Raw genomic sequence first — 24533 nt, 5'->3', positions numbered from 1 at the left:
TATATCGGGAAAATTGATTCCGAAATAGTAATCATGATAAAAGTGGTCAGAATGATTACTATATAAATGTTATAAATACCAAGGCGAAAGATGAAAATATTACTGACTATACTAGTACCCTTTTTTGCAGCAGTTTCTTGGGCCGGGTCCGCTAAAGTGCCCAATGGAGTTTGGCAGCCTTCGTACGCTTTTTTAGGGAAAATGCCGTGGAACAAAAATTACCTAATTGTTAACGATGGTCAAATAATAGTCGAGAGTCTGGGTTTACCTTCGGAAAAATATGAGTACGAGGCCTTGAGCGATGATGCCGATATAGTTATCAAGCTGTCTAACTCTAAGTTATGGAAGTTTAAACTGAACCCAAAATATGGCTGTGTAAAAAAGAATAAATATTCATACGACTCCAACTGTACCCAACAGGATCAACGGAAAGTATTCACGCTGCTTGAGTGTGAATCTACTGGAGAATGTAAAATACTAGATTCATATTTTAGTTTTGAGGATAAAGAGCTTGTTAAGTTGAGGCTGGAAAGTGAAAATTTATAACAAGGCGCTTAAATTTGCTCCGCCCCTGCGGGGCTCCGCCGGACACAAATGGCCGTGGTTCGTTTCACTCTACCACAGCCATTTGTGCCGTTTAGCTTGGCGTTATATTTAAGACTTACCCACGTTTAGTAGACACCCTGTATAGTTAGGTTTAGGCCTAACACGGAGGTGTATCATGGGTAAGAAAAGAACTCAGGCGTATACGGAGGAGTTCCGTAGAGAAGCAGTTAAGAGAGCGGAAAAGCCTGGAGCAACAACGGCTTCTGTAGCACGAGAGCTAGGTGTCAGTGCACAGCAGATCTACAACTGGCGTCGTCAATTTAATCGACTGTCTGATAAGCAGTTCAATAGTTTAGACGGTGTCGACTATTCCAAACAGGAAAGCGCTGAAGTTCGCAAGCTCAAGAAGGAGCTCCATGAAGCTCGTCAGGAGGTTGAGTTTCTAAAAAAGGCAGCTGCGTACTTTGTGAACCACCAAGAGTAAAGTACGCATTGATACAAGAGCATGTAGAGTTATTCCCGGTTAGCTTGATGTGTCGGTGTTTAGAAGTCTCAAGATCGGGTTATTATCGATGGCGGGGGCGACTGCCATCTGCTCGCACGATTAGAAAGATACGAACAATCGAGAAAATCCGAGAGACGTTTGTTGAGTTTAAAGGTCGTTATGGCGCGCCTAGAATTGCTTGCGAGCTTCAAGAGTTAGGTGAGCCATGCTCGCGAAACTACGTCGCTAAGCTTATGCAACAGGAGCATATTAAAGCGAGAAACGGCAAAGGCTTTCGATATAGTCAGCCCGTAGAGGGGAGCATTAACGTCTCCGCCAACTTACTTAAGCGTTGCTTTGATGTGGATCGACCCAATTGCCGCTGGACAAGTGACATTACGTATATCTGGGTTCTGGATAGGTGGCTATACCTCGCGGTAGTTATGGATCTGTACTCTCGACGTATTGTAGGTTGGGCATTCGACTCGCAGATGACCGATGAATTGACACGTCGAGCATTGAAAATGGCCCTAGAGCGACGACCAATAAAGCCTGGACTGCTAGTTCACTCTGACAGGGGTGTGCAATATCGATCGCAGAAATACCAGGATCTCTTGTCCGAAAGCAAGTGCAAGCCGAGTATGAGTCGCCAGGCTAACTGTTGGGATAATGCGGCAATGGAATCATTCTTTAGCAGGCTAAAAGTCGAGCTGGTCTATGCCGGAACATTCGAAAGCGAAGAGCAAGCAAAATCTGAGGTGTTTGAATACATTGAGATTTTCTACAATAGGGTTCGTAGGCACTCTGCATTGGGCTATGTAAGTCCAGCAGAGTATGAGCGAAAATACGCATAGTTAGAGTGTCTACTTTTTGTGGGCAAGACCAATTTCAGCATGAATGAGTTACTAGCGTACTTAGAAAACTGGAAATCATCCAAATCCAAAATATTTGATGCTGAGGGATATGATGTCTCAATCACCGATGAACTAGGCGATTCTGTTAAAGCACGCTACATCGAAATAGCTGGAAATGGATTGTTGGCTAGAGCAACACTATGGGAAAGTGGGAGCTTGGTAGTAGAGGCGCTCGATATCGAAACCGGGAATCATGTGTTTCAAACGGTATTTGAAATACCTGAGCTTTGGCGACTCGAAGATAAATTAAACTGGTGGCTCAGTGAAGTGGCAACTTATGTTCGCTAAAAACATAACAAGGGCCAGCACAATCGCCAAATGCAAAAAAACGCATTTGGCTGGACTCGCGAAAAACGCTCGCCTGTGTGGCCGGCGTTAAGTTCACTAGGGAAATATGGCATTTTATATATTAATCAATAAGATTGAAGAATCAGAGACAGAGGCAACCTACTCTTTCTATGACTCTGCTTATCCTAATGATGTAGGTGAGTTATCAATCGACAAATCAAATGGTGAAACCTCACACACAAAAGGTAGCAATGAACAATACTACATGCGTGCAGCTACTAAGGTTCGTAAAAGTTTTAAGTCTGGCGAACTCCCTAATCAATTAGAGTGGGCGTCGTGAGGTATCATAAACTTAACAAGGTTGGGCATGCTCGCCTTCGGCTGGACCTCCAAACCGCTACGCGGTTTTCCGGCCCATGCCAACGGCGTTAAGAGTCAAAACATAGATATTCAATGAGTACTAATAAAGAGTTATTTTTACATGTAGTAAAGGTCTTAGGTTATCTGAATTTTGGGCTATTTATTCTGGGTTTCTTTAACTCAAAAGGTGGGAGTGACACTGTTGTACTGTTTCTGCCGGCCAGTTTAATCTTAGCAACAGCCGTCACTCTTGTTTATATTTTTGGCTTTAAGTATCTTCATTTGACTGGAAATCGCATGGACTATTGGTTTTGGTTCAGACCATATGTTTGGCTCATAGTAATTTTTGTATTCCTTGTAATTAGTATTGCTTCTATTGGGCACTTCGGAAATGAGAACTCTTAACAAAGTCAAGCACGATCGCCAGCAAAGCTGGCTGGACCTCCATTCCGCAGCTTCGCTGCTCCATTTCGGCCCGTGTTGGCGGCGTTAGTTTAAATATGAACCGAAAGAAATCGTTATCGATTCTAGTTTTAACAACTCTATTAATAGGGGTTGTTTTCTCTATGGTGCCTTTTTTTTCATCGCTTCAGCCTAATTCTAGAGCTGAAGCAGCCCTGTTTAGGCTGGATATATCAAAGATTAATAATGGCGAATTTATAATTTTTGATCACCCAAACTACGGTGATTCAATCAGAGGCTATAAATGGAGCGTAATGATCTACAAAAGCCATAGTGGCTCCATTACTGCTTTTGATATTCCCCGCAAAGGCAAAGCAACAGGGCTTCCCGATATGTACTGGTGGAGGCCTACTTGGCCATGCTTTAATTTTGGGCCAACCTTTTCAGGACGCAAGGTTGATGAAAGCATGCCCATTAAGTGCCACGACAACAGAGAGGAGCTTGACTATTGGCTTCCCCAGGTTGAATGGGACTTAAGCGGAAAAACCATAAAAGGAGGCATGGATAATATGCTCCCAACATTAGGTACAGTTGAGGGAAAGCACTTTGTATTTGGAAAACGAAACTAACAAAGGCCAGCACAATCGCCAAATGCAAAAAACGCATTTGGCTGGACTCGCTACACTTCGTTTCGCTCGCCTGTGTGGCCGGCGTTATGTTTCATAAGGAGTTTATGTCTTGCAATTTAATGTGAAAGAAGTCTCGGCGGCATTATTTACTGTTATTACTGTCACGGCTGCCGCCACTTGGTATTTGCGTGGAGAGCAAATAGATGTTTTAAAGCAACAAATAGCCGCCTACGAAACGTCCGAAAAGCTAAACCTCATAGAGTTGTCAAAAAAGGCTGCTGATGCAGCCGACAAATTGTCTTTGCAACTTAACAAGCAAGAAGAGTTCGATAAACTAAATAGCGAAATATCACGATTGAAATTGAGTGTAATAGAAGAAAAAAATATTTCAGAGAAACGCTCAAAGGAAATCCAAGAGAAAAAGAAAGAAATCGACGTTCTTAAGGGGAGGATCGATGCCCTTTTCTCCAATCATCAGGAGTTTGACTTATACGAAGGCGATGTTAAAAAGCTATTCAGTGCAAAGTACATACTAAGCGTGACAACAGTCTACGATGATGATGCAAATATTGTATTTAACAATCAAAAATCCAACATGACTGTAGGGCAGTACATAAACCTGAAGCAGGGTGATCAAAGCTGCCGCCTATTTTTAGATAAAGTAAATAGCTATAAAAGCGTAAAATACAGTGTCCTATGTGAAAAAACATAACAAACACATCAAAAATCGCTCCACTTCGTTGCGCTGGACCTCCCTCTCGGTCGGCCTTTTATGTGGGTGTTATGTTTACTTATGAACAAAGTTCTTCTCGTGATTTTAAGTTTCCTCTCGGTTAGCTGTTTTGCTGTCGAAGAGCCCAATCCATGCCCTAGCCGAGTAGAAGGTACTGAGCATGGGTATAAAATGGATGTAGACGTTTACTCAATAAAAAGTGAATTTGATGGCGAGCTTTATTATGTGTCTATTTCCTTGCCTCAAAAATACAACTCAAGAGATTTGAGCAGTATTAATCTGTATAAAAAAGAACAAGGAAAGGTTAAGCTAGCGTCAGGGCTAGCCTTAGAAAAAGAAAGAGGTTTTTCCAAAGCATACTTTTACGCAGCTCCCTCTGAAATTGAAACACTAAGCATTAGCGCTGTATATTTTTCTTACTATGAGTGCCAAGGAAAGTTAGTTTGGGACACAATGAGAGGGTATGACCTACCTATAAACATAACAAGGCGGTCAATGTCGCCTTCGGCTGGACAGCCTTAAGCGTGGCTTCGCCACAAGGCTGCCCATTACCTTGTCGTTAAGCATCAGATCAAGTTATGAGCATCGAAAAGGAAGCGAGAGAGTTCAAAGAAAAAACAGGGATAGAACTTCCTGTATCTTTAGTTGAACTCTACAAAGAAAAAGGAAATGGAGGCTTTGGCCCTGATTGTGGAATGCTTGGAATAATTACCGGGCACAAAACAGACTTAGACGACTCGATCTTGAGCTTATATCAGAGTTTTTGCTCCGGTGATCCAGATGATCCGAACTGGGTGTGGCCAAAAGAACTGGTGCCCTTCATCCATGTTGGCTGTGCAATTCACTATTGTATCGATTCAACCAGTAGCGCAAGTAGCGTCATTGAGTTCGACCCCACTGACTATGCCTCAGAGGTTGGACCCAAAGATCATTTCAGAGAGGTTTGTCCTTCTTTTATGGAGTGGGTAGCTAGCAATGTGTAAATGCTTAACAAATCAATCAACTTCGCGCCTACGGCGCCGGACAGCTAAAAGCGTGGCTTCGCCACAACGCTGCCGGTTATTGAGGCGTTAAGCAATAAAGCTATGGCAAATATAAAATTAATTATTTCCAAATTTGAAATTGTGGCAGGATGCACTCTAATTCTTGTATCTGTGTTGGCGCATATCCATAGTTATACTTGCTTTTTATTTACAGAAGGATGCGGGATAGCCGAGGGACTGTACGCTTTATATGGCATTGTCTTCGGGTCGTCATTAACAGCCGCTGGTATCATGCTTCTTCACTTTTCAAAATGGCCTGCATGGCTAGGGCAGTTACTTCTAGTGTATGTTGCAATATTCTCGGTTACGGTGTAATAAATGCTTATTAAATCGTGCTATGATCGCCCTTCGGGCTGGACTGCTAAAAGCGCTGCTTCGCAGCAACACGGCCCATTCACTCAGCGCTAAGCATCAAAAATGAAAATATACGGATATTCTAAGTCCTCAGGTGATGAACTACTGGAATTGGATGAGGTAACAATTTCGGCAAATCCAGAGTGTCTAAGATCTTTGGCTACTTTTTTGGTGCATTGTGCAGAAAGCATCATTAAAAAAGGCTGCTCCTGGGAGCATGAGCATTTCGAAGAGGGCGAATCTCCTCCTGTATTAGTAGTTCACAATCCAGATTCGGAGTAATTTATGCTTAAAAAGCTAATGAACTTCGCGCGCGAAGGGGGCGCGCCGGACAGTCTACGCTACGCTTCGGCTGCCGGTTATTAGAGCGTTAGGCATTTCGAGATATGAAGGTATTCCTAGATAGCAATATTATTCAGCACTCAGCGACAACATATCGCACTATGGATATATATTTTGGTGGAGCTAAGCCAGGTGAGCCATTGGTAAGAAAAGGACCAATTCAAACAATTAACAAGAAACCAGCAAAAAACCAAAAACTGAGGGCGGAAATTGATTGTTTGGAAGAGCTGGCATCTAAATTGAAAGCTCTCCGTGCCACTCTGATCATGGATTTTGATAATATCTATTCAGAGGTGCGTAGGGCGGGAAGATTTAGGAAAGAATTCTTTTATGGTAGCGACATCAAATACGCGGAGCGGCCGCCTGAATTTAATACGGTTCTAGGGGGTCCTAGCTGGTTAAATTCAGGGCCTACCGACAAGCAATTTCACAATTTCCTTCATAATCTGAAACACCCAAGATTCTTAGAGTTAGCGAAATTCTCTGGTGCATTACAAGGAAAGGATGCCAATTACAATCAGCTTGCAGATGCGTATTTCTTGTGGTGTGCAGAGATAAATGAGGCAGATTACTTTTTAACCTTGGATGCCAAATTAGAAAGGTCTATAAATCAGGCTAAAAGTCTAGTTTATAAACCAAATGTAATATCAGCTTCCCAATTATTAACCGAACTACAAAATGCCTAACAAAGCCAAGCACAATTGCCCAATGCAAAAAAACACATTGGGCTGGACCTCGCTGCGCTCGGCCTGTGTTGGCGGCGTTAGAAATCATCTGGTGATCCATGGCTAGGAAAAAGAAGAAAAAGAATGGAAAAAGTGAAGCTAAGGCTAAAATCCGGATAAGAAATCAGAGAGCATTGTTCAAGCTAAAAAATTCCACAGTTTCATGTCCAGCTTGTAACCTCCGTGTACCGTTTATTAGTATAGAAAGCCACTATGGCTTGAATCATCCTGGTGAGGTATTTAATCAGCAGGAATTAAGTTCTATCCCGTTTGCACCTGAAACAAAGGGTAAATCTAATCCAGGCTTCGGGCATCGTAGGCAAGGTGCCTGGCCGCTTTCTGGTGGGCTGCCAAGTTTAGGAAAAAAGAGATAGTGCCAAGTATTTCTAACAATCTCAGGCAGTATGCTACAGCCCTTCGGACCTCCGCGGGCGTTATAGCGCAAGAAAATAATGGATAACCTCGAGAAAATTAAAAAAATAATTCCCCTTTGGTACGCTCAAAAGGCGTGGGCAGAGGAGCTTTTGATTCGTGCATTTGATCTGGAAAAGGCAGAAGATATCCTCAAAAGCGAACACCGAGGGAGAAAATCTATCCCAGGCACAAACTGGATGTACGTGACCCATGGCATCGGTGTTGACGTGTACCGCACCGCTGATGTTGGAGGTATCGACTTCGATTTTGATAAGCCAGACCCAGACGAGTGGCGGTTGCGGTTATTTTTTGAAAAACAATATAACGAGGGCAACCTTCCTCTAGCAGAGTACCGAGAACTCTATGAAGACGAAGGTCTATTAAAGTGTTTTGTCGCCGAGGCACTAAAGTAGTGGGCTATAACAATGCGCTCAAATACGTTCCGGCCGCAAAAAGCGCGGCCTCCACCGGACAGGCTACGCGTTACTTCGCCTGCCTTTTAGCTTAGCGTTATGAGTAAGTGTAAAATGAAGAATGTCCTGATATTTCTATTGGTATTAATACTTCCCAAAATGGGTATGGCATGCTCTTGTTCAAATATTGAAGTCGAGGATTATTTGTCTTCGTGTGATTCTTTGTTTATCGCTCGGTTAGTAAAAGCAGAATATAAAGAATCTGATGAGTCAGGAGGCGAAATAAAGGGAAAATTTGGTGCCCCGATTGAAGTATTTCAAGGCGATCCTGGTAAAGTAAAAGGGCTTAAGATTGAGCATATGATTGGTTCGTCTTGTGACCAATATCCAACGATAGGTAGTAAATACTTAGTTTGTGGGAAAAATGAAAAAAAATATACCAGCTATAGCCATTGCTCTTATACAGTAGATCACGCGGAACACTATCGCCGAGATATATTAAAACAGCTAAGAGATAAAAACTTATAACAAGCCATTCAAGGCGGCAGCTGGCTGGGACGTTATGTATAGGAACATGAAGGCACTTATCATCTACTACATTAAGCACGTTCTGCTATTGGGAACGGTTGGCTTTGTAATGTTTCAGTGCATTGCTTGGCTACAGCTGGGGTGGTTTTGGGCTTCTGACAGCATAGAGGCTTGGCTCCTCTCCTTGGCTATCGTAGCGATATATCTATTGCTAGTTGGCTCTCCAATTATTTGGATTTCAAGTAAATTCAATCTAAAGGGATGGGCGGTACTTTTTTGTACCCTATCTGGGCCTTTGGCTGTAATTCTCTATATGCTTGTATTCAGCCATCGGCCGCCAAGCTTATATAATTACTTTGTCTGGCCCAGGAACATGCATCTGATATTTTTGATTATTGGTCTTTTGTTCGGCTTGTCACATATAAAGGCAAAAAATGCATAAGCAGTTTAAGCAGTACGGCTGTTACGCACCCCAGGCGCTTCTTGCCATGAGATTTCTCACTGTAACTCTTCTAGTCTTATGCACGCCGTTAATGGCTAAAACCTCTTGCGACAACGCAATACTAATCCCAGGAAAACAGATCTACCCTAGCAAGACTGCTGCAGGTGTAGACATACTCTCATCTGGCCCCTGTGAAGTTTATGTCTCTTTTGACCTTGAAAACTCAAAGCCTGTAAATATTGACACAAGTACAGCCACTGGCCGCTGTGCACTGTTCTATCGATCAGCGTCTAAACTCGTTGAAACAACGACATACGTTAAAGACTCAAATATTAAAGGCTGCAACACTAAAGTCATATATGTTGAAGGTGGTGGCACCTAAATCGGGTAGCCGGTAGTTTCTAGCTACCAGCCCCCACACCACCCATCGTGCGAGTCCGCAATGGGCGGTTCCCTATCCGTGATGAATCTCTTACCAATGATAGTATCAAGCAGATCTTCATCTGAGTTTAGTGTCACAGCTTTCCCCAGATATGAACGTGAACTTACACAATACACTGCATCATTTACTCTGCCCATTAGGTTACTTGGCTTCGGTATCCTTAGCTACCTCGCCTCCAGGCTAAGCTCTATATTATGTTTTTGTTCATCAGCTCATAGCTTTGCCAGCGGCTTCCTCACCACAAGACCTCACGGTGTTTCAGTTGCCTTTCGCTAGTAGTTAGCATTTAATGGAGCCCATTAAATGGTGATCTTTCTGCAGAGGACTTTCACCCCATTAGTCCGCAACCATGTTGGGCGTACCAAGTTTAGGTTGCGGAACCAGCTGACGCTGTTTCGCAAATAAAAACGTTAGGTCGTAGAATTCAAATGAGAAGTTAATAGTGAATAAAATTATTAAAGCAATAGTATTGTCCTCATCTCTCATCGCTACTGGTGCGGCATATGCCAACCAAGAGGCGCAGCAGCTTAGTATATGCCTCACAGACTCAATGAATGGTAAAGAAAGGAAAAATTTGGCCAAATGGATTTTTTTTGGCATGTCCTCGCATAGCTCGATCAAACCTTTTTCAAAGGTTACCGAGTCAGATATTGGAGATTCAAGTAAGTATGTTGGGGCATTAATTACCCGGCTTATAACTGAAGATTGCCCCAGTCAAGCTAAGGCGGCTTCAAAAGTACTGGGTTCAGCTGCCTTTGATCAAGCATTTAAGGTTGTTGGAGAAGTAGCAATGCAAGAACTAATGGCTGAGCCCTCAGTTGGTCATTCGCTAGGAGCATTTGAGAAACACCTTGATAAAGAGAAATTTAACGCGGTATTTCAGTAGTGTATCCATTTTATCAGGGCAAGATCACACAAAAAGACTAGCGAATTTTCTGTCTGCGACTAAAGGCGTTATATCCAAGACTTACCCACATTTAGTAGACACCCTATATAGTTAGATTTAGCCCTAACACAAAGGTGCATCTAAATTACGTAAGGTAAGGAAAACTTTGAAACCAAAGCTCACGATATGTTGATAGTCACGTCTTACGGTGTTTAACATATCGATGAAATTTAACTAAAATGCAAAAGGATTTGCTTTGAATATTTTCAAAATTCTTCTTTTAATAATATTCATACTCATCAGCTCCACTGCTTCATCAAGCATAGTTAAGATGAAAATATCTGAACAACTATATATCTTAAGTGGAAAGGAATATGGCACTAATATCGGTTTAATAGCTGCAGAAAATGGCTTGATATTAATTGATCCGATGCCGGGAAATAATCACCTGACCGAATTAGACCAAGTAATTCAGTCGATCTACAATAAGCCTATCATTTTTATCTTAAATACACATGCACACTCTGATCACACTGGAGGCAATAAGTATTTTGAAAATAAAGGTGGAAAGCTAATAGAGGGTGACATTCCCCTGAAAGGGTTTACTCATATTAAAGTTGAGTCTCATTCATCGATTGACAATATATTTTATCATAAGGAGAGTAACGCAATATTTGTTGGTGATATTTTCGATACTAGCTGGCATCCCACATTTTATGCTGGTGGAGTTAAAGGCTTCAGCAGCGCAGTTGATACTATTTTAAATATGGGTGATGATCAAAGCTTAATCATACCCGGGCATGGTGTTACTGCCAATAAATCATCTCTAATTGAATTTAGAGAAAATACTTTTTCATGGATAAATAGAGTTCGAGAACTTTATCATAAAGAAGCAGATCTAGAGATAATAATAGCGGATACACAATTAAAGAGTATTTTACAGAAATTCAACGCGAGCGATAAAGCCACATTTATACCTAAAAAGGCTTACAAAAGATTCATAGAGAGAACAATCTCCGTGATAGATAATGAAGAGAGTTTGCAACAAGCTCATTGATAGGGTGAGCTTTAGCACCCATCTTTTGTTATTATTCTTCTGAGGAAGAGCCCTTCACTGTAAAACTTGTTAACTACAGGAGCCTACGCTCTATTGAAAGTCTTGGTATTTGATTTGAAGAAACTATTGATTTTTACCATCACACTCCTACTTGCACTTGCTGCATATTATCTTACTTTTACAGCCTTCTATGAGTCATGGTTCCCTTATTATTATGAGGAATATCTTTCGTACTTCTTCTTAGCTGGACTAGCAATAGTTGTATTATTACCATTCGCCATTGCAGCCACTTCAGGCCAAAAAAATGGCCTGAGTTATCTTTCTAAGTACGCCAATTCAGCAACGAAGGTTCATTTAGCTGTAGTTATCTTATCTATGTTAATTTTTGCTTATATGATGTCCAATGGCGTTTTACTAAATGAGGCCGGTGTTTATCAAGTAGTACCATCAGGTGAATAGACGTAACTAGCAACGGCACCTGGCACCAATACCGCAGCTCTGCTAAGGTTTTGATGCCGATGCTTTGAGTGCTCCACAATTAGGGTCATGTTCTCAACAGTTTCTATTCCCCTGCACCCTTCCCTTCTGGACACGTATGTAAATTTCTTCACAGTGAACTGGAAGTGATCTGGGAGCCTGTATTCCTATCTTTACCTGATTTCCCTTAACTTCCAACACTGTGATTGAGACATTGGCTCCGATCCTTAGGTTTTCACCAGTTCTGCGCTTTAAGATCAACATATTTCTATTCTCTGCTTTTCAAACCATGGGTAGACTTTTTATTGATGGACGGCTGAGAAACTAATCTGTTGAAGAATGCAGGGGGAGCGCGTGAACGATAGGCATAGAAGAAGAAAAGGCGGACGCAACGCTGCCAGAGCTTGGAGAGTCTCTCCAAGCCGCTGGATGTACTCCACTTTATTGAAGACGAGCGGGTTTCTAGCGTATGATCCATATAGCCATTTTGATAGTCTAGTTATCAATTTGGTTAGCTGGCCCCTGGTGTTCCCGCACCTTGGGTCAGCGCCTTTTACTTACTCTTACGTCACGCTACCGTTCTCCTTTGAGAGGGTGAATCTTTTATAAAAATCTTATTCTATTGAGTTTCTTTGGTTATAGGCCTTCAAAAAGCGTCCTATTTACGACCAAAATACCAATAAATGTCCATCGATTTTACGCAGATTTGACACTGAAACAAACTTAATAAATTTCAATAAGATCATTTTTGTGCCTATTTTTTGTAAGTTACCGCCTTGGAAAATATCGGCTTATGTAGAAAATGGCCAATCGTATTGGCAATCTTTAATGGCCTTTACGTTAGAACCTCAAGGCACAAGACAATCAAAAATAAATACGTAAACGTACTCCTCATTTCAAAAGAGAAAGGCTAAGTATCTTCTAAGTATTGGATATATTGCCGTGGGTTTTATGCGACTTACCCATTGGCATTCGCACTCTGATTTTCAGCCAGTAATTTAGGAGAGATATCCTGCATGATCGTACCTATTTAAAAGTTCAATGTCCCTGAAAACTCATTAATTACTCTTCTCAAGCCGTATATTTTGGCTGGGTGCTACTTATGATACATTCTGATATTAAAAATATTTCAGCAAGCACCCTAACCTGTTGATTTATAACAATTTTTTTTAAAAGATGGCTCAATGCGAATATACTGTACGCGAGATATGGCCACTGGAATATTCTTCAATCGATACTGGTTAGTATACTAGTGGGTATCTTTCCCTGATTTGAGTCATTTTCCATTCTCTGTGCATGCTGATAAGTGATATGATTTTGTCCATTTTCGAATATACGAATAGACCAGCCAAGGAGAGTAAATGGTCAGTCAGAGAATTAACTATTTGCAGGTAGCAGGGATACTCACAGTGTTGGCTGCTTTAGTTCATATCGGGTGTATAGTATTTGGTGGTGATTGGTATCGGTTTCTCGGTGCCGGTGAGCATATGGCTCAACTAGCTGAAAGTGGCCACCCCTACCCAACTATTGTAACTAGCGTAATTTCAGCCGTTCTACTGCTTTGGGCTAGCTACGCTTTTTCTGGGGCGGGTTTAATTATTAGGTTACCGCTGATTCGGCTTGGCCTGATACTAATCTCAACGATATTTTTGGCTCGTGCGCTGGGTTTTTATTTCATAATGCCAGCCTTCCCAGATAATTCGCTAACTTTCTGGCTAACCAGCTCAGGCATATGTTTAATTCTCGGCTTAACCTATTCGCTTGGCTTAATACAGAGATGGAACCTAATTGGCGGAAAGGCCTAACAATGGGTGTGTTACTAGAAAATTTTATTCGTGAAGAACTCTCCGAGCGCTTGATTGGGCGTATTGAAGCGACTGTTGAAGAAGCTAAGCTTAACCCATCGATAGCTTTTAGAGAGTTTAATGGAAATGTTTATGACCTTGTATTTAATTTTGAAAAATCAGAAGTAAGTGTAAATAGTGTCTTAGATGCTAGTTCAACCGGCACTGAGAACTTGTCAATAGAAGTATTTTTATTAGCAATAGGGTCCAATCTTAATTGTTACGTAAATTTGTAAAACTTAAATTTCTAGTTCTTATAGCATGTACCGCTTTAATTATAAGTTGTGGTGAAAACGCGTGCACAGCACAATCTGATAAAGTGGTCGCAGCAAAGCGTTTGACTAATGAACAGTTAACATCTCTCTATCATTCATCACTAGAGCTTATGGATATCTCTGAAAATATAATACTTACAGGCGATCAGATTCCGGCTATATTTTCAAATACAATTAGTCCAACTCTTATTCGGGTGAAGTCGAAATCTATCTGGCTGTACCTAGAGGCATGTAGCTTTGACAATAAAGTGGTTATCTTTATTAATGCTCCATCTGTGCTCAGTAGGGGTAATATCACAATAAGGTGGGGAGAAGGCCCAACCACACAATCTATTGAGCTTTGGCATCAAGTGTAACAGGTAAGAGTATTATCTTTCCCTATATCATTAAAGATTATGATTAAGAAATTGATATTAGCATTTGTGAGCAGCATAGCTATTGGCTGTTCCACAGTAGTTACAGAATATATTGAGCGGTCTAATAGCTTTGATTTTAAAGAGATTGTTTCTTTCGATAATATTGAAACTTATGGGCTTAAGAACAACCGGTATTGCTCTACAGAGCATAAAGTATGCACAAACTACCTTCTAGGGGAGCCACTTGAAAACAAGAAGCTTCGCTATACGGTTTCCCTGGAATCATTTAGCGGTGCGGAAAGCACTGTTAGTTTAGACATTTTAAAAAGCTCACTACCTGAATTACATTCAGGAACAGTTGTTCATATACATGGTTTTAGGGCATCTAAAGAGTTTATGCTGAATTCGGCTCTGTACTTCAGAATGTTAGGCTTTAGAGTTATAGTCCCTGACTTATTAGGGCATGGTGAGTCTGATGAGGATAAAGAATACGGTGTTGGTGATAGTAAAATAGTCAACGAAATTATCAACAAATATGAAAATAAAACCCTGTATATTGTTGGTAACTCTATGGGTGGTACAACTGCAATGCACATTTCTACTTTAAGAAATGACATTGATGGAATAATACTACAAGCTCCAATGCTTCGATTTGATAAGGCAGCTTTAAATTATACTAAAGCTAACTTTCCGAGTATGACAATGCTTTTCTCAGAGGAAAGCATCAAGCAAGGAGCGTTAGATAGTTTAGTTAGAGCCGATATCACCCTTGAGCAGACGGACATTAAGCCAATTATTGGATCTTCTAGTGTACCTATAATTATTTTTGCATCATCTTCAGATCCTATTGCTCCACACAGAAGCTATAGCAATCTAGCATCGAATGGTGTTTCAATTGTAAAAGTTGACGACCGAAACCACCCAAGTATGTCAATAATTGGTGACAATGAAAGTCGGGAGTTAATTCACTGGTTTGGTAAGCTAACACACAAATCCAAGTGATGCTTACAATCTGACTGACTTATTAATAATATTCTTATAACTTGCATGAGGTATTAAATTTTGTCTGAAATTGATTGGGAGAAATATTGGGAAGAGTTAAAAAGCAAACTCAGCCCCTATAGAAAAATCGCGTGGGAACCTCAAACACAAGAGCAAGTGACTGAAATATCAGATTCTAAATTTTGTGGAATGCCACTACTTACAGCAGAAGGCTGGCCTGAGTGTGGAAATTGCAATGAACCTATGCAGCTCTTTGTACAATTGAACTCTAAAGATCTCCCAGAGGCTTCAAATACCCCTTTTGGAGATGGAATATTACAAGTTTTCTATTGTGTTAACGAAAATTCAAGCTGCGAGGCTGACTGTGATACGTGGGCTGCAAATTCAAAAGCTACACTATTAAGGATATTGCCACTAAATACTCCGGCTCAAACAAAAGTTACATTAACCCCTTCTTCAGATTATCCAGAATTAAAAATAACTGGTTGGGAAGAGTTAGAAGACTACCCAGATACATTTGAGCTCGAGGAGTTAGGTGTAGAGCTCTCAGAAGACGAAGAAGATTTTCTATGCGAAGACGAAGTTCCATTCTCTGGTGAAAAGTTACTGGGGTGGCCGCATTGGGTCCAGGGAATTGAATATCAATCCTGCAAGATATGTAATAAACAAATGCAGTTTATCTTTCAAATAGACTCCTCAGGAAATATTCCTTATATGTTTGGAGATTCTGGATGCGCACATATTTCACAGTGCACAGAACATAAGGAACAATTAGCAATGGCATGGGCTTGCTGTTAATAATAGAATTAATACAATGCCGCTTATACAACGCTGTTTACAAAAAATATTATAACCTTGCTGGAAAGACCAGAGTGCTTTATACAAAATTGAACAAGAAAGCTATATCCTGGGGTCTGATTAGTTTCAGTATTCTTTGGGTCATGCTGACTCTGATGATAAATTTTCTAGCCGTTCCACTTAGCGCTACAGGGGTACTCCTAGTTTTATCGTCTATTCTCTCAGGCATAGTGGTGGTAAAACGTGGTGCTCAGGCCCCTTTAATCAACGCTGCTATCTCTGGTGGCATTGCTGGATTGCTTCTATATATTTTGACTGTTCCATTTTTCGGTATGGATCTGTGGAGCCTGATTTATTCTTTAGTAGTTACTACGGGGGGATTTGTGGTAGGTGCTACTCTTTGGCTGGGCGCCTCTTTTTTTGTAAAGCTACGCAACTAAGCCTCCTCTTTACTAGGGAATAGCACATAAAACAAGTTTGTCCCAAGACAATTGAAAATTTAGGTAAGTAATAAAAACTGATGTCGCAGAAAAAACTGCTTTGATAGTTCAGCAATCAAGTATGATTATGGGTTCACACTTGTACTATCTCATAGAAGTTTTAGATGAAAAAGAATTCATAAGTATATGTAAAAAATTCGGAAAGGTAATGAGAGAAGCTCATTTGCAAATACTTGATCCAATATGGAAAGCCCACCCTGAGCTATTAGCTGAAGAACTGGGTGGAGAATACAAAATTGATAAAAATATGTATTTATAGCTTCAATCGCTTGTTAAAAAATATGCATACAATGACTCGGAGTCCTAACTTGAAAAACCGTACACACGCCACTCTGAACTCCCAGTAAACTATTTGCCGTTTATCACTACACTATGCCGCATGGAACACATGACTCCACATGAATTTATCAATAGCCTTTTAGAAGCCTGCCCTGATATCGACTCGGAGTGGCAGGAGCACCTTGATTTTTGGGACGGTGATATTCCTGGATTCTATAATGACATAAGCGTAATCGTTCATTACGTACTTTCAAAATATAGAGATAATGACTTTCAGGATCTTGAAAATGTAGCCTTAGTTGTTGACCTTGGTCTTAACTCAGGGAATCCAGAAACATCGGAGCTTGCATTAATTGGGTTTCTTGAAGGTATATTATTCGTCGGATCACATGAAAATCTATCTCCCATAAATCATAAGCACTGGTTGCGTGAACGATCCTATTGTGCACTTGTCAACTTGAGCGAGGCGTTCGAAAGTCTAAATAACAAGTAACGACAGCATTACTTACTACAGATATTAGGTCTAGCGTACCAGCTTCTTGCCAAATAATTTCAAATAATTATTTAGCCCCAGTGATACACTATATAAGGCGCCCATTTATTTAAAACTCACTAGAAGTTTGTGCGCAATGATGAACCAACGCATATAAAACAAGGAATGAAATCGTGCTAAAAAAGATAGCGCTTCTCGCACTAGCTACAATGATCACTGCCTGTGTTTCACCTATTCCGTTACAGGAGCAGTCCGCAAAAGCAGAGTACACAACTAAAGAGCCTGTTTTAATTTCTGTTATTGATCAGCGTAAACGTGTTCAAGAAGGGAAAGATAAGAACTTTATAGGAAAAGCCCACGTTTCATTTGGTATCCCGGTCGATTGGCATGTTAATCAGGTGTTAGCTACAGAGCCGGGAGATAAAGAAAAGAATCTGGCTCAGTTTCTACAAAGCCGATTGACTCACGGCTTGAATGAAACGGGCTGGAATACCACAGCAGTAGATTTAGATGAAGTGCCGAGTGATGAAGCCATCAAAGCCTTGATGGAAGAAAATAACACCGAAAAAATGATTAGTCTTGTGCTTAATGAGTGGTATTTCAGTGTTAACTTGAACTGGGTTTCAGCATTCAACTTCGACACAAATACCGACATCCTCGTATACACCCTGGAAGAAGGGAGGTTACTTGCCAAGAATATTGCTGAAAGGGATGTCGTTGATGAGCAGGCTAATGAATCTCCACAAAACAATATCTTGCGAGCCTATAAAGCCCAGCTAGATCAGATTGTGAATGATGAGGAAGTTCGCAACGCAGTATCGTTTGATCAATAAGCGGAAATTGATTTAGACGCTTATAAAACAAAAAAGGCTGTGGGGATTACCCACAGCCTTTTTTTAATATGCTTTTCAGCACATTCGCTCTATTAGTCTTCAGACTCTGAGCGATATGTGTCTGCATCCAGCATATTGTCCAGCTCGCTCACGTCGGAGGGCTTGATGCGGAAGAACCAGCCATCGTCGTAAGGAGAGGAGTTTACAGTTTCCGGAGCTTCTTCCAGAGCTTCATTGACAGCAACTACTTCACCGGAAACCGGGGAGTAGATATCGCTGGCAGCTTTAACGGATTCAACTACACCTGCCTCGTCACCAGCAGCCAGGTTGGTGCCCACTTCTGGAGTCTCAACGTAAACCACATCACCCAGGGCATCTTGAGCGTGATCGCTGATGCCGATGGTTACGGTGCCGTCCTCTTCCAGGCGTGCCCACTCGTGGCTGGAGAGGTATTTCAATTCATTGCGGATTTCGCTCATGCTGTTATCCCTTGATTAAGCATCTAAGTTTATTGTCTTAGTGACGCGTACACCTCTGGGCGACGCTTAAATAACTGACTTGCCGTTGCGTACGAAGCAGGGCTTAACCACCTTGACTGGCTGCAGTTTCTTGCGGATTTCCACCTGTGCGGTATCACCAACACTCACCGGAACTCGCGCCAAGGCGATAGAGTAACCCAGTGTGGGGGAGAAAGTGCCGCTGGTAATGATACCCCGGTCATCACTATCGTCTACCACTACCGGTTGACCTGCGCGCAATACACCGCGCTCTTCAAGCACCAGGCCTACAAGCTTGTGCTTAACGCCATCGGCTTTTTCCTGCTCCAGAACACCACGGCCGATAAAGTTGCGGCTCTCCGGTGCCCAGGCAACCGTCCAGGCCATGTTGGCAACCAGCGGAGAGGTCTCATCGTCCATCTCATGCCCATACAGGTTCATACCCGCTTCCAGGCGCAGGGTGTCGCGTGCACCCAGTCCACAGGGGGAAACGCCCGCTTCGGCCAGGGCGCGCCAGAAACCACTGGCGTCTTCACCCGGCAACATAATTTCCAGGCCATCTTCACCGGTGTAACCGGTGCGCGCTACAAACCAGCCACCTCGGGCAACGCTTTGGAAAACTTTCAGTGCGTCAATCGCGGCAGTCCAATCAATGCCCAAAACCTCTTTGGTTTTCTCGATGGCATTGGGGCCCTGGATAGCGACCATCGCTACATCCGGGCACTCAGTCAGGGTCACATCGAAGGACTCTGCCTGCTTGCGCATCCACGCCAGGTCTTTTTCGCGAGTTGCACAGTTAACAACCACTCGATAGCCGGGATCGCGCAGGTAGACGATCAGGTCGTCAATCACACCGCCTTTGTCATTGAGCATGCCGGTGTAAAGGGCCTTACCCGGGTTGCCATCCAGCTTGGCCACATCATTGGCCAGCAGGTAGCGCAGGTAGTCGCGGGCCTGGGCGCCATCTACGTCGACCACGGTCATATGGGAGACATCGAACATCCCCGCATCGGTGCGCACCTTGTTGTGCTCATCCAGCTGCGAACCGTAGTGCAGCGGCATGTCCCATCCACCGAAATCCACCATTTTGCCGCCCATAGCGACATGCGTGTCATACAGAGGAGTTCTATTTCCCATTTTTAAAATCTCAGTCCGTCAGGTTCCGAAGCGGCGTATTCTAGCGGCTTGGGTACCGGCCTTGCCAGCGGGGCAGACGCGGCAATATATATGCTCTGCAAGCCTAGCAGGCATTGGTAGTAAAACCTGTCCAGGTTCACAGAGGCCGTCAAAGATTCCGCTGGCGCTCTATCCTGCATTCGCCCGTGTTTGGGAATCGGGCAATACCCAATCCCCACTGTGTTGGGCTAGTGCAGAAATGATCATTTTTTAATCAGGGGAACTCTTAATCAGTCGCTGCCTCGATCGCGCCCTTGACCAGCCTCTTCCGCGTTCTCTTCTGTGTTTGCGGATTCGTCGACTTTGAGGCCGTACTTCTTCGATCTCCAGCGCCACAAACGCTTAGCCAGCTCCTGGCGATCGGGTGTTTTATCTGCTTCGTCGACAATTTCTTCGCCGAGCAGGGTCTCCAGCAGATCCTCCAGGGTCACCAAACCCTCGAGACTGCCATATTCATCCATGACCGCACTAATCTGCACGCGGCGGGACAGCATTTTCTGGAACGCTTGGTAAATAGTGGCTGTTTCCGGCAGGATCAACATTTCACGGCGAAAATCCGCCAGAGTTTTCTGGTGCTCGCTTTTGGCGTAGGCCAGCAGTAGCTCCTGTCGCAATACAAAACCCACCACACAATCCGGGTCGCGATTTTCATAGACCGGGATACGGGAGAAACGCCCTTTCTCTGCATCCTCGTAGGCCTCTTCCACAGTGATGTCCTGCGGCAGGGAGAAGACCACCGTGCGGGGAGTCATCACCTCGCGCACGGAGTGGTCCCGCAGGGTGAAGAACAGGTTGCGCAGGATACTGGACTCCCGCTGCTCTAACTGCCCTTCCGCCTCGCCAATTTCCGCCATAATGGCAAACTCATCGCGGCTGAAGCCCGTCAGGGTTGGGCCATGGGACAGGCCTTTGGTCAACCACTCGGACATTTTTACAAACGGGTGGAGTAACCAGACCAGGCCGCGCAATACATAAGCGGTGCTAGGGGCCAATTGGCGCCAGTACACGGCTCCCAGTGTCTTGGGAATAATTTCAGAAAAAACCAGGATCAACAGGGTCAGGATCGCTGAGGCGATACCCAGGTACTCATTGCCAAAAACCGCTGCTGCCTGGGCACCGGCACCTGCAGCACCCGCTGTGTGCGCGACGGTATTCAGGGTGAGGATAGCGGCCAGGGGGGCATTAATATCGGATTTTAATTTGCGCAGCAAAGACCCCGCTTTATGCCCCTCCCGCTCCATCAGACGCACGTATGGCGTTGTTACGCTGAGAATAACTGACTCTGCTATCGAGCACAGGAAAGAAAAGCCAAGGGCAATAAAAACGTAGGTTATCAGTAAAATCATATAATTCAGGTTGAAGCGGGATAAGAGTTAAATTTTCGCGCACCACCAGCAACGCAGTAAACCAGCGCAATCAAAAAACCGGCAAAAAAGCCTCCTAAATGCGCAGCATTGGCGATGCCGATCCCAGTAAAATAGGTAATCACTCCAAGAACGCACAATATCATCCACACAATCGCCAGGGTAATAATACCCGGGGGTATATCTCTCCATGCCGGTTGCCAACGCTGCATCACCACAGCAAATCCGACCAGCGTGTATACAACACCCGACATTCCAGCGAATATCACCTCGGGCTTCCAGGCATATTGGGATAAATTAGCTGCAATCCCGCCGAGCAACACTAGAAGGCTATAAATAAATGGCCCTCCGCGTGCTTCCAATGGACGCCCAAGTATCCAGATAGCCAGAGCATTGAACAGGGCATGCTGAAAAGACAAGTTGATGATTGCAGGGGTCCACAATCGCCAAAACTCCCCTCTCTCCAAGTGCCACATTAAAGACGACTGTGAGAAAAGTGGGCCACCACTGGTATCTGGATATATTAAAAGCGGGGCAGACAGATTATTGGAATGTAAAAACCAACCAAAAAAACACAGGCCGATAAGCAGTAAACTAATCGGTGTTTTATCCATTGGGAAAGTCGGTAAAAATGAGGGGCTTACAGGTGCTTTCTCCTTTGGTGCTTGTCCCTCTTCACCCGGTAAATGGTCGCCGTCCTCTGGTTCCGCCTTTGTTAGCTGAACTCTGTCCAGATCAACTAATCCCCGCTCCCAATCTTGCAAAAGCGGCTTCAGCAATTCAGCTATACCTGAATCTGTCGTCAACAACGCCTGCTGATTTTTTTCCTCAGCAATTCTCAATGGCAATTGGTAACGCTGTATTAAGCGAAAAAGCGCGCTGAGATCCTTTGATATAGGAAATGAGTAAACAGTAATCCAGTGACTCAATTGAAATTAACCTTTTTTACCGACGGCAAGGCTTTTAATTCCCCTCTGCCTCTGGGAAAAGCCACTAAGTAGATAGGCAAACACCAGCAACTTCTCTGACACCCCCACCGAGCACTTTCTCCCGATCCGTTTTGCGGGAATAGCAAATTTAAACAGCCATAGCCCGCATAATAATCCGCTTCTTTAACATGGGGCTGGCATCTACCATGCTCAACCCAGTGTTACGCAGCCAGCGCCAGTGCACATCACCAGCACCGAACAAAGACTTAAAGGCGCTCATCGCTTTCATAGTGGCGGCGTTGTCGCCGCGACGGCGGCGTTCGTAGCGGGCCAACACTGAAGAGTGAGAGGGCTCCAGGCCGCGCGCCATAGCGCGGTCAATTTCATCTGCCAGCACCCGCACATCCTGCAACCCAAGATTTACACCCTGGCCTGCGAGGGGGTGGATACTGTGGGCGGCGTCTCCCACCAATACAGCACCGGGGCCACGATAACGTTCCGCATGGCGCGCGCGCAGGGGGAAGGAAAAGCGCTCACTGACGGATTCCACTTTGCCCAAACGGCTCTCAAAGGCTTTTTCCAGGTTCAGGGCAAAGGCCTGGTCATCCAGCATCAATAACTCCTGCGCCAGCGCTTCATCCGCAGACCAAACCACGGCGCAGTGATTGTCATCTCCCAATCCCGCGAGAGGTAAAAATGCCAGTGGGCCCGTTTGTAAAAAACGCTGCCAAGCGGTGTGACGGTGAGATTTCTCACTGCGCGCGACACACACCAACGCAGTTTGATGGTAATCGGTATCCTGGGAGCGGATATGCAGTAAGTCCCGCACTTTAGAGCGGGCGCCATCGGCACCGATTAACAGGCGGGTGCGCACTATCTCTGGTTGCTCACGCAGGCCATCCTCTTCATTTAAGCGATCTTCACCGCGAGGCTGTAAATGCCAGAGTCCGCAGTCGCGCCACCAGCTCTCCAGGCGAAAACCATTGACCAACTCCACGTTGGGCAGGGTTTCCAGCCGTGCTCTTAACGCGGCGACAATGACATTATTCTCGACGATATGACCGAGATTCGGCAGCTGCACATCGCGACTGTTAAAGCTTACTGAGCCGGTTCCATCTGCATCCCAAACCCGCATCTCCACATAGGGGCAGGCGCGGCGGCTGGCAATATCATCCCAGGCTCCCACCTCTTCGAGCAGCTCGCGGGAGGCCTGTGTCAGGGCTACCACGCGGGGTTCATACTGCGGTGACAATTGCGGCGTTGTTTCCGGGGACGCCTCCAGCAAGGCCAGACGCATGCCCGGGTGCCGAACTGCCAGCAGCGCTGCCTGCGCCATGCCCACCATGCCCGCACCCACAATGGCAAAATCCAAACGATGTCTGTTCATAAAAGCCAATTCCGCTGAAGTGGCAGTAGCCGTCCCCGACCCTGCACTTTTAAAGCCCAAATCCCGCCGCTTGACTGACAAATTCCCGGCGCAGCGGCGGGACCATTGTAAGGCCGAGCATTCCCAACTGACGAATTCCCTGTTGCAGCCAACCGGAAGAGGAAAACAGTGTGGGAATACGGTCACTGAATCCAATCGTCAATTGCTGGTCCAGCTGGCGCATTTCTCCGTATTTCTGCAGGAAATCGAGCCGCCCTGGCAATGTATCCGACGTCACTGTCGACAGGGCTTGTGCCAATCCATAACAGTCCCGCAGAGTCAGGTTAAAACCCTGCCCTGCTACTGGGTGCAGAAAGTGGGCGCAATTGCCCATCAACACCACATTCCGGCGCCACTGTTCCTGAGTGATCGATAAACTCAGTGGATACCCCTGAACAGCTCCCACTTTAATAAAACGTCCGGCACGCCAGCCAAATACCTGCTGCAGTTTTTTCAGGCGTTCAGCCTCAGGCATTACACCGACACGCTCAGCTTCTGCTTCCTCGCAAGCCCACACTAGTGCCGCGCGGTGCTGCCCTTCTCTATCTGGCAGCGGTAAAAGTGCCATGGGGCCCATTCGGGTGAAGCGCTCGTAAGCCACACCTTGGTGAGGCTGTTGCAGAGCGACCGTAGCGACCAGTGCTCTCTGAGGGTACTTAACCGAGCTGATCTCTATTCCCAGCTGGCGGCAAAGGGGGGAGTTCACCCCATCGGCAACGACCACCAATCCGCAGGACAGTGCCTGATCGGGGGAATTATCCTCGGATCGCCACAACAGGTTTGCGCCCGCAGAGGTCATGGTAATGTCAGTAACCTGCGCCGGCGCTAATAATTGGGTGGAAGTGCTAGTCAGTGCACTGTGGAGAATCGGGCCCAGCGCTGCATTTTCTATTACTGCGCCCAGAATGCCCTCAAAGTTGACTCCCTGTCCCTCACGGGTCGAGAGGGCGGCGCCAAATGCATGCCCCCGGTCACTCACATGAATACGATCAATCGGAGCGCTATAGGTTTGCAGAGCAGGCCAGAGTCCAAGCTCCGCAAACAATTGCAAGCTGCCTGCGGCAATGGCCGTGGCTCGCGTGTCGAAACTCGGCAACTGAATACTGGCAGCGGCATCCGGCAGTGCTCTCTGCTCCAGGAGCGCCACACTGAGTTGAGGACAAAAATGTGACAACATCAATGCCAGGCTGGCTCCCGCCATACCGCCACCGACAATGGCCACATCTACTTTACGCGCCGACTCACCCATCCCAATTCCCCCTTTGATTATTCGGCATTGAAA

At 44.6% G+C, this 24533-nt stretch carries 33 protein-coding genes; 26 read left to right on the top strand and 7 right to left on the bottom strand.

The genetic code is table 11. From position 1 onward, the window contains the following. Nucleotides 1-90: 90 nt before the first annotated feature. The 18 genes from ACJJIS_RS00945 (at nucleotide 91) to ACJJIS_RS00860 (ending at nucleotide 11461) form a co-directional block, all read left to right on the top strand. Nucleotides 91-546: a hypothetical protein gene (locus ACJJIS_RS00945; protein ID WP_475709248.1), complete on the top strand. Its 456-nt coding sequence runs from the start codon at nucleotides 91-93 to the stop codon at nucleotides 544-546. A 175-nt stretch (nucleotides 547-721) separates the two neighbouring features. Next, entirely contained in the window at nucleotides 722-1030 is a 309-nt protein-coding gene (locus ACJJIS_RS00940; RefSeq protein WP_475709247.1) for a transposase, read from the top strand. Nucleotides 1031-1038: 8 nt separating this feature from the next. Then, nucleotides 1039-1884 (top strand): IS3 family transposase, encoded by an 846-nt coding sequence (locus ACJJIS_RS00935; protein ID WP_475709246.1) that lies wholly within the window; start codon nucleotides 1039-1041, stop codon nucleotides 1882-1884. 18 nt (nucleotides 1885-1902) lie between these two features. Further along, complete coding sequence (locus ACJJIS_RS00930; RefSeq protein ID WP_475709245.1) at nucleotides 1903-2232, top strand: immunity protein TriTu family protein; 330 nt, start codon at nucleotides 1903-1905, stop codon at nucleotides 2230-2232. 106 nt (nucleotides 2233-2338) lie between these two features. Then, a complete protein-coding gene (locus tag ACJJIS_RS00925) occupies nucleotides 2339-2572 on the top strand; it encodes a hypothetical protein (RefSeq protein WP_475709244.1) in 234 nt (77 codons plus the stop codon). A gap of 520 nt (nucleotides 2573-3092) precedes the next feature. After that, nucleotides 3093-3623 (top strand): hypothetical protein, encoded by a 531-nt coding sequence (locus tag ACJJIS_RS00920; protein ID WP_444917900.1) that lies wholly within the window; start codon nucleotides 3093-3095, stop codon nucleotides 3621-3623. A 109-nt stretch (nucleotides 3624-3732) separates the two neighbouring features. After that, on the top strand, nucleotides 3733-4335 hold the full coding sequence (locus ACJJIS_RS00915) for a hypothetical protein (RefSeq protein ID WP_475709243.1): 603 nt from the start codon (nucleotides 3733-3735) through the stop codon (nucleotides 4333-4335). 81 nt (nucleotides 4336-4416) lie between these two features. After that, nucleotides 4417-4878 carry a hypothetical protein gene (locus tag ACJJIS_RS00910; protein WP_475709242.1) on the top strand — a complete coding sequence of 154 codons (462 nt, stop codon included), beginning with the start codon at nucleotides 4417-4419 and terminating at the stop codon, nucleotides 4876-4878. A gap of 56 nt (nucleotides 4879-4934) precedes the next feature. After that, nucleotides 4935-5339 carry an SMI1/KNR4 family protein gene (locus ACJJIS_RS00905; protein ID WP_444896463.1) on the top strand — a complete coding sequence of 135 codons (405 nt, stop codon included), beginning with the start codon at nucleotides 4935-4937 and terminating at the stop codon, nucleotides 5337-5339. A 477-nt stretch (nucleotides 5340-5816) separates the two neighbouring features. Then, complete coding sequence (locus ACJJIS_RS00900; RefSeq protein ID WP_475709241.1) at nucleotides 5817-6035, top strand: Imm32 family immunity protein; 219 nt, start codon at nucleotides 5817-5819, stop codon at nucleotides 6033-6035. A gap of 104 nt (nucleotides 6036-6139) precedes the next feature. Next, the gene (locus tag ACJJIS_RS00895; protein ID WP_444915334.1) at nucleotides 6140-6781 is read left to right on the top strand and encodes a hypothetical protein; all 642 of its coding nucleotides are present in this window, start codon (nucleotides 6140-6142) and stop codon (nucleotides 6779-6781) included. A 98-nt stretch (nucleotides 6782-6879) separates the two neighbouring features. Then, nucleotides 6880-7194, top strand: a complete 315-nt coding sequence (locus ACJJIS_RS00890) for a hypothetical protein (protein WP_475709240.1) — start codon at nucleotides 6880-6882, stop codon at nucleotides 7192-7194. Nucleotides 7195-7272: 78 nt separating this feature from the next. Continuing rightward, the gene (locus ACJJIS_RS00885) at nucleotides 7273-7647 is read left to right on the top strand and encodes a DUF6896 domain-containing protein (RefSeq protein WP_444940560.1); all 375 of its coding nucleotides are present in this window, start codon (nucleotides 7273-7275) and stop codon (nucleotides 7645-7647) included. Between the two features lie 114 nt (nucleotides 7648-7761). Beyond that, nucleotides 7762-8175 carry a hypothetical protein gene (locus tag ACJJIS_RS00880; protein ID WP_444918418.1) on the top strand — a complete coding sequence of 138 codons (414 nt, stop codon included), beginning with the start codon at nucleotides 7762-7764 and terminating at the stop codon, nucleotides 8173-8175. Between the two features lie 434 nt (nucleotides 8176-8609). Beyond that, a complete protein-coding gene (locus tag ACJJIS_RS00875; RefSeq protein WP_475709239.1) occupies nucleotides 8610-8999 on the top strand; it encodes a hypothetical protein in 390 nt (129 codons plus the stop codon). A 502-nt stretch (nucleotides 9000-9501) separates the two neighbouring features. Beyond that, nucleotides 9502-9945 (top strand): hypothetical protein, encoded by a 444-nt coding sequence (locus ACJJIS_RS00870; protein ID WP_475709238.1) that lies wholly within the window; start codon nucleotides 9502-9504, stop codon nucleotides 9943-9945. Between the two features lie 331 nt (nucleotides 9946-10276). Then, nucleotides 10277-11002, top strand: coding sequence for an MBL fold metallo-hydrolase (locus ACJJIS_RS00865; RefSeq protein ID WP_475709237.1), 726 nt, complete (start codon nucleotides 10277-10279; stop codon nucleotides 11000-11002). 93 nt (nucleotides 11003-11095) lie between these two features. Then, nucleotides 11096-11461 (top strand): hypothetical protein, encoded by a 366-nt coding sequence (locus ACJJIS_RS00860; protein ID WP_475709236.1) that lies wholly within the window; start codon nucleotides 11096-11098, stop codon nucleotides 11459-11461. Between the two features lie 93 nt (nucleotides 11462-11554). Here the strand turns inward: ACJJIS_RS00860 and csrA are convergent, their stop codons facing one another. Continuing rightward, a complete protein-coding gene (csrA, locus tag ACJJIS_RS00855; protein ID WP_475709235.1) occupies nucleotides 11555-11743 on the bottom strand; it encodes a carbon storage regulator CsrA in 189 nt (62 codons plus the stop codon). A 1543-nt stretch (nucleotides 11744-13286) separates the two neighbouring features. Here csrA and ACJJIS_RS00850 point away from each other — a divergent pair. The 8 genes from ACJJIS_RS00850 (at nucleotide 13287) to ACJJIS_RS00815 (ending at nucleotide 17859) form a co-directional block, all read left to right on the top strand. Continuing rightward, nucleotides 13287-13559, top strand: coding sequence for a hypothetical protein (locus ACJJIS_RS00850; RefSeq protein ID WP_475709234.1), 273 nt, complete (start codon nucleotides 13287-13289; stop codon nucleotides 13557-13559). Beyond that, nucleotides 13541-13954 (top strand): hypothetical protein, encoded by a 414-nt coding sequence (locus tag ACJJIS_RS00845; protein ID WP_475709233.1) that lies wholly within the window; start codon nucleotides 13541-13543, stop codon nucleotides 13952-13954. Before ACJJIS_RS00850 ends, ACJJIS_RS00845 begins: the two co-directional genes overlap by 19 nt. 39 nt (nucleotides 13955-13993) lie before the next feature. Next, nucleotides 13994-14956 carry an alpha/beta hydrolase gene (locus ACJJIS_RS00840; RefSeq protein WP_475709232.1) on the top strand — a complete coding sequence of 321 codons (963 nt, stop codon included), beginning with the start codon at nucleotides 13994-13996 and terminating at the stop codon, nucleotides 14954-14956. A gap of 60 nt (nucleotides 14957-15016) precedes the next feature. Beyond that, on the top strand, nucleotides 15017-15754 hold the full coding sequence (locus ACJJIS_RS00835) for a DUF1963 domain-containing protein (RefSeq protein ID WP_475709231.1): 738 nt from the start codon (nucleotides 15017-15019) through the stop codon (nucleotides 15752-15754). Continuing rightward, the gene (locus ACJJIS_RS00830) at nucleotides 15739-16194 is read left to right on the top strand and encodes a hypothetical protein (RefSeq protein WP_475709230.1); all 456 of its coding nucleotides are present in this window, start codon (nucleotides 15739-15741) and stop codon (nucleotides 16192-16194) included. The genes ACJJIS_RS00835 and ACJJIS_RS00830 overlap by 16 nt, the downstream gene beginning before the upstream one ends. A 121-nt stretch (nucleotides 16195-16315) precedes the next feature. Then, on the top strand, nucleotides 16316-16513 hold the full coding sequence (locus ACJJIS_RS00825; RefSeq protein WP_475709229.1) for a hypothetical protein: 198 nt from the start codon (nucleotides 16316-16318) through the stop codon (nucleotides 16511-16513). A 129-nt stretch (nucleotides 16514-16642) separates the two neighbouring features. Continuing rightward, the gene (locus ACJJIS_RS00820; RefSeq protein WP_444934380.1) at nucleotides 16643-17026 is read left to right on the top strand and encodes a DUF7674 family protein; all 384 of its coding nucleotides are present in this window, start codon (nucleotides 16643-16645) and stop codon (nucleotides 17024-17026) included. 173 nt (nucleotides 17027-17199) lie between these two features. Next, the gene (locus ACJJIS_RS00815; protein ID WP_475709228.1) at nucleotides 17200-17859 is read left to right on the top strand and encodes a hypothetical protein; all 660 of its coding nucleotides are present in this window, start codon (nucleotides 17200-17202) and stop codon (nucleotides 17857-17859) included. A 92-nt stretch (nucleotides 17860-17951) separates the two neighbouring features. Here the strand turns inward: ACJJIS_RS00815 and gcvH are convergent, their stop codons facing one another. The 6 genes from gcvH to ACJJIS_RS00785 all read right to left on the bottom strand — a co-directional run bounded on the left by gcvH (nucleotide 17952) and on the right by ACJJIS_RS00785 (nucleotide 24500). Continuing rightward, nucleotides 17952-18338 carry a glycine cleavage system protein GcvH gene (gcvH, locus tag ACJJIS_RS00810; protein WP_282930945.1) on the bottom strand — a complete coding sequence of 129 codons (387 nt, stop codon included), beginning with the start codon at nucleotides 18336-18338 and terminating at the stop codon, nucleotides 17952-17954. 66 nt (nucleotides 18339-18404) lie between these two features. Next, on the bottom strand, nucleotides 18405-19493 hold the full coding sequence (gene gcvT / locus ACJJIS_RS00805; RefSeq protein WP_445360953.1) for a glycine cleavage system aminomethyltransferase GcvT: 1089 nt from the start codon (nucleotides 19491-19493) through the stop codon (nucleotides 18405-18407). A gap of 269 nt (nucleotides 19494-19762) precedes the next feature. Further along, a complete protein-coding gene (locus ACJJIS_RS00800; protein ID WP_475709227.1) occupies nucleotides 19763-20878 on the bottom strand; it encodes a CNNM domain-containing protein in 1116 nt (371 codons plus the stop codon). Nucleotides 20879-20883: 5 nt separating this feature from the next. Further along, the gene (locus ACJJIS_RS00795; RefSeq protein WP_475709226.1) at nucleotides 20884-21825 is read right to left on the bottom strand and encodes a rhomboid family intramembrane serine protease; all 942 of its coding nucleotides are present in this window, start codon (nucleotides 21823-21825) and stop codon (nucleotides 20884-20886) included. 148 nt (nucleotides 21826-21973) lie between these two features. Then, nucleotides 21974-23212, bottom strand: coding sequence for a UbiH/UbiF/VisC/COQ6 family ubiquinone biosynthesis hydroxylase (locus ACJJIS_RS00790; protein WP_413663601.1), 1239 nt, complete (start codon nucleotides 23210-23212; stop codon nucleotides 21974-21976). Nucleotides 23213-23261: 49 nt separating this feature from the next. Continuing rightward, complete coding sequence (locus ACJJIS_RS00785; protein WP_475709225.1) at nucleotides 23262-24500, bottom strand: FAD-dependent monooxygenase; 1239 nt, start codon at nucleotides 24498-24500, stop codon at nucleotides 23262-23264. Nucleotides 24501-24533: the final 33 nt, after the last annotated feature.

This window comes from Microbulbifer maximicatervae (SeqCode) (assembly GCF_056231245.1).
This window is presented reverse-complemented; position numbering and strand designations above follow the sequence as displayed.